Genomic DNA, 13,172 nt, shown 5'->3' with positions numbered 1-13,172 from the left:
GTGTTGCCCATGCGCCGTGATCTCTACCTTGGAGCCTGGGCCGCCCTAGCCTGCCTGTCGACCGCTTCTCTCGCCTGCTCGGACGACGGCGGTGGCGGCGGCGACGAGGCCCAGACCGAGACCGAGACCGACGCGGGTACGGACACCGAGTCCGAGACCGGCACCGATACGGACACCGAGTCCGAGACCGACACCGGCGCCGCTTGGGAGGACTTCGAGGTCGGCTTCGACGTCCGCGACCTGAGCCCCACCGAGGCCGAGCTCGCCGAAGAGTTCTACCTGGGCGGCTACGGCTTCTACACCGAGCGCGGACCCTGCGAGGGCGTCCACGATCCGGTGTTCGTGCGGACCATGGCCATCGCCGCCGGCGAGGACGCGATGATCCTCGCCATCGTCGACTCGGTGGGCATGGGCAACCAGTGGACCCGAGCGATGCGCGGGGAGATCCAGGAGGCCACCGGGCTCTCCCCCGAGCAGATCGTCATCGCCACCACCCACACCCACTCGGGGCCGGACTTCATGGGCCTGTGGGGGAGCGTGCCCGAGGCCTACCGCGAGCGGGTGATCACCGCCGTGGTCGAGTCCGCCGAGACGGCCTACACCTCGCGCGTGCCCGCGACGCTCGAGGTGAGCTCGACGATCACCGACAACCGCAACCGCCGGGGCTGGGAGTTCACCGACGACAGCCTGGTGGCCGTGCGCGCGAGCGACCCCGAGGACGGCTCCCTGCTCGGGGTGATGTTCGCCTTCGCGGCGCACCCGGTGGTCCTCGGCAGCGACAACAAGCTGGTGTCCCGGGACTACCCCGGCTACGCCGTCGACGCCCTCGAGGCCGAGCTCGACGTGCCCGTGCTGCTGTTCAACGGCATCCTCGGCGACGTCTCGCCCAAGGTCCCCGAGGGCGACTACGCCGACGACTTCGAGCGGGCCCTCGCCTACGGCGACCTCATCGCCCAGGCCGGGCTCTCGCTCGTCGAGGGCGGCGAGGTCGTGAGCCCCGAGCTCTACCGGGACTACACCGAGTGGGACCTGGTGGTCGAGAACGAGCTGCTCAAGCAGGCCGCCCTCGGCGGGCTGCTCGACATGGACTACGACTACGACGGCGAGACCGCGAGCATCACGACGCAGTCCAACTACCTGCGCCTGGGCGACTCCCTCCAGCTCGTCGCCTTCCCCGGCGAGACCCTGACCCGCAACGGCCTGGCCATCAAGGAGTTCATGACCACGCCCTACACCATCGTGATCGGCAACGCGGGCGAGGCCCTGGGCTACTTCATCCCCAGCGACGAGTGGATGACCGGGCTCAACGACGACTACGAAGAGAGCGTGTCCCTGGGGATGATGGTCGGCGACCAGTCCCGCGACGCGATCTCGGTGATGATCACCGACGACCCGGGCGCGCCCTGAAGCCCCCTGGTTCTTCCGCAGTGGAACAAAGCCGCGGGCTCGCGCGTCGCCCCCCGCCATGCCTTCGCACCAAGCGCCACGGGCCCGCTCCTTCGTCCTCTGCGCCGCCCTGCTGACGCCCGCCTGTGGCGGCGAGGAAGGGTCTCCACCCCGCGAGGCGCCCGCCCCGAAAGCGCAGGCGCCCACGGCTGAGGCGGCCCCGGAGGACGCCCGCGCAGCGGCCATCGAGCGCCACGACGCCGCCCTCGTCGAGCTGGCGAGGTCGCGCGAGGCCCTGGCCAGCCGCTACGAGCAGGCCAGCACCTCCGCCGAGCGCGGCGAGATCCGAGCCGAGGCCCGGCGCCTGCTCGAGGACACGATCATCGAGGACCTGTTCCCCGCGTGGTTGGGCATGCCCTGGGGCATGGGCAAGGACAGCACCGCGACGCGCCCCCACGAGCCCGAGATGAAGGTCGGGTGCAGCTACTTCGTGACCTCCGTGTTGATCAGCGCCGGGGTCGAGCTCGAGAACCGCTTCACCTTCGCCCAGGCCCCCGCCATCCACATCCAGCGCTCCCTCGCCCCCGGCGACGACCAGCTCCACACCCACTTCAGCATCCCCGCGACCAAGCTCCGCGACCGCATCGCCAACCTCGGCGAGGGCCTCTACATCATCGGCCTCGACACCCACGTCGGCTTCGTGGTCGTCCGCGCCGGCGAGGTCCGCTTCGTGCACGCGAGCTACACCGGGGAGCGGGTGGTCACGGACGAGCCCTTGGCGGAGGCGAAGGCCATCCACAACTCTCGGCCGAAGGGCTACTTCGTCACGCCGCTGTTCCAGGACGGACGGCTGGTCGACATGTGGCTGCGCGGGCAGGTCGTGCCCTTTCAGCGCATCGGGCCCTGAGCTCTGTTGTGCCCCCACGAGGTGCTGGGGACCGGGGGCGCTTCGTGTGGTCGCCCCCGCGAGCGGGGGCGCCACGCTCGGCTAACGCCGAAGCCCGCGCAGCCGCCCCATGGGCTCGCTCGCGCGCTGGCTGTGCGGGTACACGCCGACCCGCGCCCAGGCCAACGATCGGTAGTCCCGGGTACAGGTCGGCGCCGAGATGCCCAGCGAGGGCGGCTGGTGCCCGAGCCACACCCGGGTGACCTCCATCTCCTGGCTGGGCAGCGGCTCGGTCAAGGTGACCGTGGCCAGGTCCAGCCAGGGGTGCGCGTCCTCGTCCCAGTAGCGGCACAGGTTGAGGACCTCGACGGAGTCGCGGTCCTGCTCCCAGTCCCACAGCTGGATCTGCAGGCGGTACTCCAGCGGCGCGCTGAGCCGACCGATGAACTCGGGCCCGAGCAGGTCGTAGGGGCCGTCGTTCCCGGGCAGGCGGCTTTGGTAGTAGCCCAGGCGCTGCTCCTCGTCGTTGATCTGCCCCGACTCGAGCTCGAGCTCCGGGCGCAGGATCCGGTACTTCGCGTAGCGCCGCCGCCCGTCCCTGGCTTTGAAGGGGTAGGCGATCTTGCTGTAGTAGCTCATGTCCGCGTAGGAGGTGGGCAGCGAACGCAGGGACTCGATGGTGCCCAGCCAGGCCACGGGCAGCCGACGAAACCACCGCTCCTGGGCCTTCCACCGGTAGGGCAGGCTCAGCACCCGGGCCTTGGCGAAGTCCATGAAGCTCCAAAAGCACCAAAAGGCCGCGGTCGCCCCGGTGTTCATGACCAGGTCGTAGGGGCTGTCGAAGTCCGCGTCGGCGAACTTGAGGGCGCAGCCGCGGACCTGGACGACGGCGTCGTCGTCGAAGGACGCGTTGGCGTGGCGCAGGCGGCAGGGGAAGCGGCGCCCGGCGGTGAAGAAGTCGTGCTCGGGGAACTCGGGCTTGGCGACGACGTCGATGGTGCCCCGGGCCGCGACGCCGCGAAAGTGCGTGCCCCGGCGGCCCGTGAGCAGGGTCCGGGTCGCAAACATGGTCTGGGCCAGGCGCTCGGTCCGGCACAGCTCGCGCTCCCTCGCCGGCGAAAGATCGGGCATGGGGTAGAGGAATTGAGCGCGGCTGTTGGCCTCGAAGGCCTCGGCGCCGTAGCGCGCGATGTAGAGCTCGCGCCCGCGGTTGACCCAGCCCTGGCGCGAAGGGTGGCGAACGTCCGGCGCCTCGACGGGCCGGTACTCGTGCTCCTTGACCGGGATGCGGTGCTGATCGAACTCGAAGGCGGTCATGCGTTGATGCTCTGAGGAATGCGCGAGGGCAGCAGGTGCAGGTAGGGCCAGGCCCGGTCGCGGTTGCGGGCCTCGATGGTCGCCTCGGCGGCCTCGAGGGCAGCCACCAGGCGGTCCTCGGCCCCGTGCACGCGCTCGTCGTCGAAGTGCCGGCGCAGCAGCCCGCGGTAGTCGCCCAGGCGCGAGTAGTAGAGCTTGCCCAGGAGCACCCCGAGGCCCAGCTGCACGTGGGCAGCCTCGAGGCTCGGGAGCTGGGCGAGCAAGCTCTCCATGGAGCCCCCGTCGACCCGCGTCGGCGCGGGCGCGTACTGGGCCAGGGGGAAGGCCGGGGCGTAGGCCATGACCTCGGCCTGGGGGAAGTTGACCGCGGCATGCTCGGCGCTGGCCGTGAACAGCAGGTGGGTCAGGAACTCGCCCAGCTCGGCCCGCGTCGCAAAGCGGCCCCCGCCGGCCTTCCTCCACCCGCGCAGGCGCCCGCCATCTTCGGCGATCAGCTCGGCGGCGAAGGCCTCGAGCTCGGCGTCCCCGACCACCGCCGCGTCGTCCCGGTAGTAGCACCCGAGGTAGTCGCCGACCCAGCCCGAGAGGGCGTCCCAGATCAGCAGGCCGTCGTCGCGGTAGGGGTAGTCGAAGGGCAGCGCCTCGCCCGGGCCCATGCCCCGTCGACGCAGCGAGCGGGCGAAGCTGGCCTCGTCGAGGTTCCAGTCGAACACGGCCGACGCCGCGGCGTCGCGGGTCGAGTCGACGGTGCCCGCGAGCACGTAGTCCACGCCCCCGCCCGTGGCCACGAGCTCGACCTTGGCCTGCTCGTTGATGTAGAGCGTGCCCTCGAGGTGGGGCTCGAGCAGCACGGAGACCGGGTGCTGCGCCGCGAGCTGACGACGCGAGGCGAGGACCACCGCGCCCATGAACAGGTGCGTGCGCCCGAGGTGGTAGACGGCCTCGTGCAGGTTGCCCTCGGCGGTGTGCACCGCCAGCTTGGCCTGCGTCCACGCGTGGCCGTCGGCGGGGGTGAAGATCGGGTTGTTCGGCCCCGGCCGCTGGTGGCACTGGATCGCCACGGGCATCAGCGAGCCCCCGCCCTGCGGCGAGACCAACAGCACCAGCGGCGCGCTGATGTACTTTTGCGCCGCCGGGAAGTTGCCCGCGACGATGCCCTCGGCGCCCGCGTAGTCGCAGGTGAAGGCCCGACCCTCGGCGAGCGCCGCCGCCAGGGTGTCGCCCGCCAAGGTAGCGCTGCGGTAGGCCGGCTGCCTCGCCAGCGCGCTCAGGGCCCGGGCGTAGAGCCGCTCGTCGACGGGGAAGTGCGGCGGCAGGCGGCCACCGACGCGAGTCAGGACCATGGGCGCGGGGCCGGCCAGGCGCAGGTGGGCGAACGCCCAGTCCTCCCGCCAGCGCGTCGCAACCTCGGGGCGCGGCGAGCTGTGGAACAGCCGGTCGTAGTCGTCGAGGCTGTCCGGCCGCCCGCGCATGGCGCTCGCGTAGAGGGCCTGGAGGCTGTAGTTGAACACCCGGCCAAAGGGCGCCCGATCGCGGATCAGCCCGCGCAGGGTCTCGTCGTAGCGCTCCCGACCGTCCTCGACCGCCTCCACCTCGCCCGCGTCGTCCTCACCGTCGAAGTGCTCGACCACGGCCACCGCGGCCATGTTGCTGAGCAGCTCCGCGAAGGCCTCGGCGACCTCGCCCCACCAGCGCAGGCTCGGGCGCTCGTCCCTGGGCAGCTCCAGGGCCATGGCCACCCCGCCCACGCGATCGTGGCGGTAGCGGTAGAGCTCACGGCGCTCGGCCAGGGCGTCGCGGCGAGCCTGGGGCTCGGGATCGAGGGCGGGCAACGAGGGCGCGGACATGCCAGTCGGGCTCCAGCGCCGTGATGATAGCGCGGTCCGACTGCGCCAGGATGATGGCGCGAACGCCATGACCTCGGGTTTGGGAGCGAAGCCGCGACTCGCTCAGGCGCGCGCGGGCTGGCCCCCGTCGCCTGCGAGCCGGACCTGCTCCGTGGTCGAGCCCGTCCACGCGTGGAAGGCCCGAAAGAAGGAGTTGGGGTCGGCGAAGCCGAGCAAGTAGCTGATCTCCGCCCCCGAGAGCTTGGTCTTGACCAGGTAGTAGCGCGCGAGCTCTTCGCGGGTCGCATTGAGCACGGCCTGGAAGCTCGTGCCCTCCCCGCGCAGGTGTCGCTGGAGCGTCCGCTTGCTGACGCCGAGCTTGCTGGCGATCTGATCCATGCTGCTCTCCCCCGCCGGCAAGGCCTCGAGCAAGGCCGCGCGGACCCGGTCGCGGACCGTCGCCTCGGCCTCGATCTCGGACAGGCGCTGGCGCAGCGAGGGCTCGAACATCTTCCACATCGACTCGTTGGCGGTGAGGAAGGGGCGGCGCCCATCGGCCCGGGAGAAGTGCACGGCGTGGCGCTCGCTCTGCTCGATGCGCACGCCAAAAAATTTCGTGTAGGGGTCGAGCCTGGCCGGCAGCCGCGGGGTCTCGACGCGCAGGGCGTAGATGGGCTCGCGGGTGGCCATGCGCGCGAAGGCGATCTGAAACACGAGCTCGAACAGGGCCAGGGACACCGGCGGCTCGACGGTGCGCTCGAGCCACTCGAACTCCATCACCATGCGCTCGTCGTCCTCGAGCACGTGCAGCTCCATGGGCGCGACGAGGCGCTTGTAGGCGGCGATGCGCTGGGCCGCGACGCTCATGTTGGTGCTGCACATCGCCGCGAACAGCACGGGGTGGAAGATCTCGCTGCGCACGACCTGGCCCAGGCGCAGGGCGAGCTCGGGCTCCCCGACCTCGCGCTCGAGGGCCGTCCACAGCCGGAAGTAGTCGTCGGTCGGCAAGCCCACCGGGCCCTCGCGGCGAAACAGATCCTCGGGCAGCTCGGCGCGACGCAGCACCGCTCGCGGGACCACGCCGAGGTCGCGCAACATCGGCAACCAAGAGGCCTCGAGGGGGAAGGCGTTCGAGCGAGACATGGCCCCTTCAGGCTAGCCCTCGAGGCGACCTCCGGCCAAGCTCCCGACTTGCCGAGGGCGCCATCCGGCCATCGGATCACGCCAAGCGCAGCTGGCACGACGGGTCCTCGAGGCCACGCCCATGGCCAAGCTCCGCCGCCAGTTCGACGTCAACGTGATCGACCTGCTCGAGCTCACCACGGCCGTGCCGCCGCCCATGCGCGCGCCCAAGTCCGGGGTCGTCGTCAGCGTCTCGTCGACCGGCGACGAGATGCCCTTCCCCCTCCACTTCGAGCTACGCGGCCTCGGCGTGGAGGTCGAGTTCGTCGAGCCCGGGATGCTCGAGACCGACTGCGCGACACCGCGGGCGAAGACGCGAAGGTGCTCATAGCCAAGCGCAAAGGTCGAAGAGGACGCCGAGTTCCTCGGGGACATGTCCGCGCAATTGGGCTCTAGTACCGACGCTCCGGGTGTGAATGTGTTTCGCCGCAAGGCCCGCCGAACGTCGTGCGACGCGCGTTCGAGGGCCTCCCGTCTTGTGCTGTGGAGCACACTCCCCTAGGCTTCGACACATGCGCATTCCTCCGATTGTCACCTTGGCTTCGCTATCCACGGTCTTCGTCCTCACGGCTTGTCCCTCCGACGACACGGCCGACGCTGGGGACGACGAGATCGGCGACACCACGGGAGACACCACCGGCGACACGACGGGCGACGACACGGACACCGGCGAGACCGGCGAGCCGCCGGAGCTCGAGGCCTTCGGCTTCGTCAACGGCTGCTACAGCGTGCGCTCGGGGGACCGCTGGCTGACCGCTGGCGGCGGGGGGACGACCTACGAGTTCGCCACCGACGAAAGTGGCGCGGCCCGCTTCTTCATGCGCGCGGCGGACCTGGGCGCTTACCTCTTCTACGACGAAAACGGCGGCTACCTCGTATCCGACGACGGGCCCTTGCTGCGCCAGACCGAGCTGCAGTCCGACGTCCTGCTCATCGACGACAGCTACGTGTCCGGGGCCATCTGGTGGCCCGAGACCGCCGAGGCCGACTGGGACCAGATCCAGCTTCGCAACGAGCGCAACGATCTGCTGCTGACCGAGTCGGGCCTGGGCGCGGAGGGCCTGCCCGTGACCCTCGTGGAGGCCGAGGGCTGCACGGAGCACCCCGAGCTCACCCTCGACGCCAGCGGCACCCCGACCAAGACCACCTTCGACGACGGCGACCTCTACGGCATCGTCGACACCCACTCGCACATCCTCTCGAACTTCGCCTTCGGCGGCGGCAGCATCTTCCACGGCGAGGCCTTCCACCCCCTCGGGGTCGAGCACGCCCTGCCCAGCTGCGAGTTCGCCCACGGCCCGGACGGCAAGTACGACTTCTTCGGCTTCGCCTTCGACACCGCCGGGGCCGGCGACGCGGACCTGGCCGCGCTGATCCCCGATCTGGTCGCGGGTGAGCTCGCCGAGTACAACCACAACACCGACGGCTACCCCGAGTTCACCGGGTGGCCCAACGCCCCGAGCCGCTCGACCCACCAGACCCAGTACTGGAAGTGGATGGAGCGCGCCTGGCTCGGCGGCCTGCGCCTGGTCGTCCAGCACGCCACGACCAACTCGGTGATCTGCAACTTCACCGCGGGCGAGGGCATCCAGCAGACCCGCTACGACTGCGACGACATGACCGCCGTCGACCGCATCATCGACGAGAGCTACGCCATGGAGCGCTACATCGACGCGCAGTTCGGCGGCCCCGGCGAGGGTTTCTTCCGCATCGTACAGAGCCCCGCGGAGGCCCGCCAGGTCATCGAGGACGGCAAGATGGCGGTGATCCTCGGCATCGAGACCTCGGACCTGTTCGACTGCAAGCTGACCCCGCGACCCGAGGACCCGGTGTGCGACGCCGAGTACGTGCGCAACACCCTCGACGACTACTACGACCGGGGCATCCGGGCCGTGTTCCCGGTCCACAAGTACGACAACGCCTTCGGCCCCGGCGACGGCGATCGGGCCTTCATCGAGCTGGGCAACTTCCTCAACAGCAGCCACTGGTCGAACTTCACCACCGAGTGCCCCGACGAGGTCACCGACGGCTTCGACCAGGGCGACATCTTCTTCGGCGGCCTCAACATGCCGCGGGACGAGTTCCAGAGCGAGGCGCCGCTCAACCTCATCGACTACGTCAACGAGCCCGTGGCCATCGTCTCGCTGTACATCAACGAGCTGTTCGGCCCGCCCCTCGAGGGCCAGTACTGCCAAAACGCGGTCATGACCGAGCTCGGCGAGACGCTGATCGAGGAGATGATGCTGCGCGGGATGATCCTCGAGGTCGACCACCTGCCGCAGTGGTCCTACAAGCGCGCCTTCGAGATCCTCGAGGAGAACCAGTACCCGGCCGTGGGCACCCACGGGCGCAACTTCAACGGCCAGATCTACGCCCTGGGCGGCGTGGCCAAGAGCGGCCTGGGCCGCTGCCGCAGCGGCGAGCCCGGCTCGACGCTCTCGAACTACCTCAACCGCATCGATCTCATCGAGCAAAACGGCGGCTACCCGGCCGAGGGCTTCGGCTTCGACCTCAACGGCTTCGCCGGCGCCCGCGGGCCCCGCTTCGGCGACGGCGTGTGCAACACCGAGCAGACCGACCCGGTCACCTACCCCTTCCAGTCCGCCGCCGGCGACGTCGAGTTCACCGAGCCCGTCATCGGCAACCGCGCCCTCGACTTCAACTTCGAGGGCCTGGTCCACATCGGCCTGCTCCCCGAGCTCATCGAGGACGCCCGCAACGACGCCACCTCCGAGGATGACCTCGACCCGCTGTTCCGCTCGGCCGAGGGCTACATCCGCATGTGGGAGCTGGCCGAAGAGCGCGGCCAGGCCCTCAGCGGCGGCTGAGGAGGGCGCTCGCCCAACGCGACGAAGCCCCCGCGGGGCCTCACTCGAGGCTCGCGGGGGCTTCGCCAATTTCGGCGAGTCGGGGGCGACGCTGCGGGTCCTCTTTCGCCGTCGTGGGCGACGCCCCCCCTCCCTGCCCCCTCCCCTAGTTCTCGAGGTGGACCTTGAAGCGGGTGTCCGACTGGCTCGAGGTGCTCTGGCGGATCTTCCAGTCGTCGCTGCCGCTGCGCGCCCGCATGTACCGGGAGTAACGGGTCGCGAACTGCCACTTGCCGTTGTCGTATTGCGACGGCAGGAACGAGTCCAGGATGTTCCACCCGCTGCGCTGACGAATGATGTAATCGTCGCCGCTGCCTTGGGGCGAGGCGTAGCGGCCGTGGCTGGTCTTGAGCCAGACCTTGCCGTTGGTGCACTCGACGGTGAAGGTCGTGTCGGCGTTCTTGCCCTCGCGGGCGTCGAGGCGCCAGTTCTTGTCGTCGTCGCGGGCCCGGACGAAGCGCTCGTCGCTGGTCCGGAGCGAGATCTCGCGGCCGTCGAAGGCGTCGCAGAAGCTGACGCCGTAGAGCTCGGTGATGGCCGTGACGTCGTTGTCCTTCCACTCGCCGTCGCTGGTGTCCCAGTAGCAGGAATTCATGATCGAGCCCTTGTTGCTCGCGCCCGTGGGCGTGTTGGGGATGTGGTGGGCGCCCACCCCCGCGCCGCCCTCGTTGCCCCCCGAGCCGCAGCTGATCGAGCGGTTGAAGTAGTCGGTGTGCCGAAAGCCCACGCAGTGGCCGAGCTCGTGCATGAACACGTGGCGGAACACGGCCTTGCCGTACTTGGACCAGATGTTGTCGCCCATCTCGATCTCGTCGTAGGCGTGGCCCCCGGAGGGGAAGCCGGCCGAGCCCCCCGTGCCGCCCGTGCGGACGACGGTGATGGTGGTGTCGCAGTCGGGCTCGGAGCCGCTCGTGCGCCGCATCTCGAAGCTCAGGGCCTGGGCGTTGTAGCGGCGGATCGCGCCGTCGATGGCGTCGAGCTTGTCGGCGTTGCCGTAGGCCGAGGCGTCGACGCAGATGATCTCGTCGGTCACCAGGTTGCTGGTGCGGTAGTGGCGGAAGGCCTCGTCGCCCTCGTCGGCGACCTGGGCGACCATCTCCCGCGACGCCTCGAGGGTCACGTGGATGTCGCCGCCGACGTACACGCGGCCGTCCTCGCGGACCTCGACGTGCTCGTCGTTGAAGCCGGCGACGGCCAGGTTGTCGAGGATGAGCTCGGTCTCGTCGCGCAGGGAGTCCAGCTCGCCGTCGGTGTCGACGCCGGCGTCGCAGGCAATGGTAGCGAGGAGGAGGAGGGAGAGGAGTGAAGAGCGCTTGGTCATTGCGAGCTGTACTTGTCACGCCCGCGCCGGCCTGGCTCTGTCCGGTTCCGGTCAGCGGTTTACCACCCCCGGACATGTCCAGATCTGGAGTACCGTTGCCCAGATTTGGACGAGGCAGCACCACCATGACCCTGGACGAACTGCGCGCGTTGCTCGAGGTGATCGAGGCGGGCTCCATCAACCGGGCCGCGTCCCAGCTGGGCGTCCCGCGCACGACCCTCAACCGGCGCCTCGAGGCCCTCGAGGCCGACTTCGGCACGCCCTTGCTGACCATCTCCCGGGACGGCGCGCTGCCGACCGAGGCCGGGGCGCGCCTGGCTCGAGGCGCGGAGGAGCTGCTGCGTCAGGCCGCGCAGCTCGACGCGTCCGTGCGCTTCGAGCTCGACACCCCGACCCGGCCAGTGAAGGTCGCCATCCCCCCGGGCATGGCCCCGGTCCAGACCACGCTCTTCCTCGAGCGCTGGCGCGAGCGGATGCCGAACATCCAGCTGCACCTGTACACCCAGGCCAACCCCTTCCTCCACGGCGTGGACCGGGAGCCCGACCTCATCATGAGCTTCGGCCGGCCGCGGCTGGGCGAGTACCGCACCTTCCAGGTCCTGCGCATGCGCTTCACCCTCCAGGCCTCCTCGGCCTACCTCGCCCGGCACGGCACGCCGCGCTCCGTCGAGGAGCTGAAGGACCACGCGCTGTGGGTGTGGGAGGGCGCGCTGATGACCTCGGGGGAGGGCGCGAGCGTGCTCTCGAGCGACGGCAAGCCCCTCCCCGTCACGCCGGCCATGGTCCTCGACGACGTCCACTTCCTGCACGCCATCGCCCAGCGCGGCGCGGGCCTGGTCCTCGTGCCGAGCCTGCCCTACTTCATCCCCGCGATCGGCACCCAGGCGGACGAGGTCGAGGTCCTCGAGGGCCTGCTGGGCGGCGACGTCGGCATGTGGATCGCCGTCCCGGAGCGAAACGTCGAGCTCGCGTGGACGCGCCGCCTGCTCGCCATCATTCGCGAGTTCTTCGCCGAGTTCGAATCGACCGTGGGCTGAGCTCTGCTCTACCCCCACAGGCTCTGAGGACCGGGGGCGCTTCGTCGCTATCCGCTCCTCCGCTTTGGCTTGGTGGGCAATGGAGTTCGTACCTTGGAGAAGGCTGGTGGTCGCCCCCGCAAGCGGGGGCGTGGATTCGTTGACAAGTCTCTGACTTGAGTCGTGGACGTGGGGCAGGGAGGGGCGTGGCGTCGTCCACGACGGCTAAAATAGACAGAGGGGCGGACAGGACTCGTTCTGGCCGACCCTCTGATGCGAAACTGACCGCTCGGTAGTCCGCGGGGGGCTGTTTCATCCTTGGCAGGCCGAAGCCTCGACTTCGGTGATGGCTGATCTGAGCCCACTCAGGCCCGCTTGCGCGGCGGACGGGGCACGAAGCGCGCGACCCGGGCCTGGACCTCGGCGTAGTCCTTGCGCCGGACGAGCATGCGCTTTTCGATCATCGGGATGCTGATGAACTGAAACAGCCCGGTCATCGCCAGGGCCCCGCCGGCCATCCACCACAGCGAGGCCGCGTGCTCGAGGCCGACCGCCGCCAGGCCGAACAGGTACAGGCCCCACCAAAAGGACATCTCGCCGAAGTAGTTGGGGTGCCGCGACCAGCTCCACAGCCCCTCGGTCATGGTCTCGCCGGGCTTTTTGCGGTGCAGCACGTAGTCGCGCAGCTGGTTGTCGGCGACGAGCTCGATGGTCACCGCGCCGAAGGTCACCACGGTCGCCAGGGCGTCGAGCGGGCCCAGGGGCTGCACCGCTGCGGCGCCATCGGGCGCGCCCAGGCAGACCACGAACAGGGGCAGGCAACCCAGGAAGACCATCACCGTCGGGAACAGGTGGATGGCGCCCAGGCTCGCCAGCCACTCGAGGCGCTCGCCCACCGTCGCGCGGATGTCGACGTAGCGCCAGTCCTCGTGGTCGATGCCGCTCCAGCCCCGGGCCCAGTTCCAAGTCAGCCGCACGCCCCAATAGCACACGCCGACCAGCGCCAGGATCATCCGCACCTGGTTCGCCTCGCCGCCCCAGCCGAGCGCCGCCAGGTAGACGATGATCCACATCGGGATGATGCTCCAGTAGGCGTCGTAGAAGCTGCTGTTGTCGTGGGCGTAGCTGAACGCGAACACCACGAAGGTCGCCGCCAGGTCGGCGACGCCGATCTGCACGTAGGCCGACTCCCAGCCCAGCCGCCCGCACACCACGACGCTCGCCGCGGCCACGACGAGGGCGACGACGTAGGCGAGGGTCACCCGGTAAAAGGACGCGCGGCGGCTGAGGGGCGGGCTGGACGACACACCCATGCCTGCCACACCTACGGGCTCCAGGGCCAGCCGGCGGCCGAAATGGGGGTCTGGTCCG

General features: G+C 70.0%; 10 protein-coding genes. 5 read left to right on the top strand and 5 right to left on the bottom strand.

Annotated elements, in window-relative coordinates; genetic code table 11:
• Positions 1-9 precede the first annotated feature (9 nt).
• Entirely contained in the window at positions 10-1,407 is a 1,398-nt protein-coding gene (locus tag PPSIR1_RS07140; protein WP_006970338.1) for a hypothetical protein, read from the top strand.
• Positions 1,408-1,465: 58 nt separating this feature from the next.
• Positions 1,466-2,293, top strand: coding sequence for a hypothetical protein (locus PPSIR1_RS49180; protein ID WP_006970337.1), 828 nt, complete (start codon positions 1,466-1,468; stop codon positions 2,291-2,293).
• Positions 2,294-2,374: 81 nt separating this feature from the next.
• Here the strand turns inward: PPSIR1_RS49180 and PPSIR1_RS07130 are convergent, their stop codons facing one another.
• From PPSIR1_RS07130 to PPSIR1_RS07120, 3 genes are all read right to left on the bottom strand, one after another.
• On the bottom strand, positions 2,375-3,589 hold the full coding sequence (locus PPSIR1_RS07130) for a catalase family protein (RefSeq protein ID WP_006970336.1): 1,215 nt from the start codon (positions 3,587-3,589) through the stop codon (positions 2,375-2,377).
• Complete coding sequence (locus tag PPSIR1_RS07125) at positions 3,586-5,436, bottom strand: lipoxygenase family protein (RefSeq protein ID WP_006970335.1); 1,851 nt, start codon at positions 5,434-5,436, stop codon at positions 3,586-3,588. Before PPSIR1_RS07125 ends, PPSIR1_RS07130 begins: the two co-directional genes overlap by 4 nt.
• Positions 5,437-5,538: 102 nt before the next feature.
• Positions 5,539-6,558 carry an AraC family transcriptional regulator gene (locus tag PPSIR1_RS07120; protein WP_006970334.1) on the bottom strand — a complete coding sequence of 340 codons (1,020 nt, stop codon included), beginning with the start codon at positions 6,556-6,558 and terminating at the stop codon, positions 5,539-5,541.
• Between the two features lie 121 nt (positions 6,559-6,679).
• Here PPSIR1_RS07120 and PPSIR1_RS07115 point away from each other — a divergent pair, with 121 nt between their 5' ends.
• Both PPSIR1_RS07115 and PPSIR1_RS07110 read left to right on the top strand, forming a co-directional pair.
• Positions 6,680-6,928: a Rossmann-fold NAD(P)-binding domain-containing protein gene (locus tag PPSIR1_RS07115; RefSeq protein ID WP_006970333.1), complete on the top strand. Its 249-nt coding sequence runs from the start codon at positions 6,680-6,682 to the stop codon at positions 6,926-6,928.
• A gap of 205 nt (positions 6,929-7,133) precedes the next feature.
• On the top strand, positions 7,134-9,425 hold the full coding sequence (locus PPSIR1_RS07110; protein WP_006970332.1) for an amidohydrolase family protein: 2,292 nt from the start codon (positions 7,134-7,136) through the stop codon (positions 9,423-9,425).
• A gap of 145 nt (positions 9,426-9,570) precedes the next feature.
• Here the strand turns inward: PPSIR1_RS07110 and PPSIR1_RS42045 are convergent, their stop codons facing one another.
• Positions 9,571-10,785, bottom strand: coding sequence for a M57 family metalloprotease (locus PPSIR1_RS42045; RefSeq protein WP_006970331.1), 1,215 nt, complete (start codon positions 10,783-10,785; stop codon positions 9,571-9,573).
• Positions 10,786-10,910: 125 nt separating this feature from the next.
• Between PPSIR1_RS42045 and PPSIR1_RS07100 the strand changes: the two genes are divergently transcribed.
• Positions 10,911-11,822, top strand: a complete 912-nt coding sequence (locus PPSIR1_RS07100) for a LysR family transcriptional regulator (RefSeq protein ID WP_006970330.1) — start codon at positions 10,911-10,913, stop codon at positions 11,820-11,822.
• Between the two features lie 344 nt (positions 11,823-12,166).
• Here PPSIR1_RS07100 and PPSIR1_RS07095 read toward each other — a convergent pair whose 3' ends face one another.
• On the bottom strand, positions 12,167-13,114 hold the full coding sequence (locus tag PPSIR1_RS07095) for a DUF1295 domain-containing protein (protein ID WP_045115539.1): 948 nt from the start codon (positions 13,112-13,114) through the stop codon (positions 12,167-12,169).
• Between the last annotated feature and the right edge of the window lie 58 nt (positions 13,115-13,172).

The organism is Plesiocystis pacifica SIR-1, from assembly GCF_000170895.1.
In the GTDB taxonomy this organism is placed as follows: Bacteria; Myxococcota_A; Polyangia; order Nannocystales; family Nannocystaceae; genus Plesiocystis; species Plesiocystis pacifica.
This window is presented reverse-complemented; position numbering and strand designations above follow the sequence as displayed.